General features: G+C 73.7%; 2 protein-coding genes. Both read left to right on the top strand.

The window, feature by feature from the left end:
- The coding region (locus ACFFNX_RS50100; RefSeq protein ID WP_378213555.1) for a hypothetical protein at positions 1-423 on the top strand (423 nt) is incomplete at its 5' end.
- Between the two features lie 29 nt (positions 424-452).
- Positions 453-872 (top strand): hypothetical protein, encoded by a 420-nt coding sequence (locus ACFFNX_RS50095; protein ID WP_378213554.1) that lies wholly within the window; start codon positions 453-455, stop codon positions 870-872.
- The last annotated feature ends 297 nt before the right edge of the window (positions 873-1,169 follow it).

Here is a 1,169-nt window from a genome sequence, read left to right as displayed (position 1 = left end):
AGGCGGCCGGGGCTGACCACCGTCCTCGGCGCGGGCGTGCTGATCGCCGCCGGGTTCGTCGTCGGCGCCCAGGCCGATCGTCACGTCGCGCACCAGAGCGGCGCCGCGAGCGGCACGCCTCCGGGGCAGGGCGGCGCCCGAAGCACGGGGCAGGGCGGCAGCAGGACGCCGGGTGCCTCCGGGGCGGCCGGTGTGACCACCGGCACGGTGCAGAAGATCTCCGGCCGGACCATCTACGTCCGGACGGCGAACGGCGACGTCGTCAAGGTCACGGTGACCGGCAAGACCGACGTCAGCGTGCTCCACAGCGGTTCGGCCACGGACCTCAAGGCCGGAACGAGCGTCGTCGTGCAAGGTGACCAGGCCAAGGACGGCACGGTCGCCGCAACCTCCGTCAGCCAGGGCCGGTCCTCCGGCGGCTGACGTACATGAAATCCATTCAGGAGAAGAAAATGATCGATGGTCAGGCGGCGGTCCGGCTGTTCGGCGGGGCGGCGGTCGCGGCCGCGCTGCTGTTCAGCGCGGCCTGCGGCGGCTCGGACAGCGGTTCCGGTAAGAGTTCGAGCGCCGCGCGGGGCGGCGGGTCGAACGACGCGATGGCCGCGTACCGCGAGTGCATGCAGAAACAGGGCGTCTCGATGCCCAGCCGTGGCCCGGGCGGCGGCCCGGGAAACGGTGCGCCCAGCGGGGCGCCCAGCGGCACACCGACGGCGCGCCCCTCGGGCCGGCCGTCGGGCCGCCCGAGCGGCATGCCGACCATGTCGGCGAAACAGAAGAAGGCCACCCAGGCCTGCGCGTCACTCCGGCCGACCAACGCACCGGGCGGCGGCCAGGGCGGCCCACCGAACGGCGGCACCCCCGCCGGTCAGTAACCGGCAGAACATCCGCGTGAGGCCCGGCGACGCCCGGGCCTCACGCCCCGGGGGACGTACCGGTCTCGCGACGCCATAGACGTGACGGCCAGAAGGAAGATCGCCCAACAGACCGGCCCGCCCCGACATCGACCGGCGCCAGTACTCATCCCACCGGCCGGTACCCGACAGCCGTCCGCGTGAGGCCGCCCGGGACCACACTCCCAACGGCGCACCGACCGGCCAGGCACACCCGCCGACCCAGGCACACATCCGCCCGACCGACAACCGACCACCATCCACGTCAGACCGCCCGCC

It is taken from the genome of Actinoallomurus acaciae (assembly GCF_042429965.1).
GTDB lineage: Bacteria > Actinomycetota > Actinomycetes > Streptosporangiales > Streptosporangiaceae > Actinoallomurus > Actinoallomurus acaciae.
The sequence above is the reverse complement of the archived record's forward strand: the minus strand, read 5'-3'. Positions and strand labels throughout refer to the sequence as shown.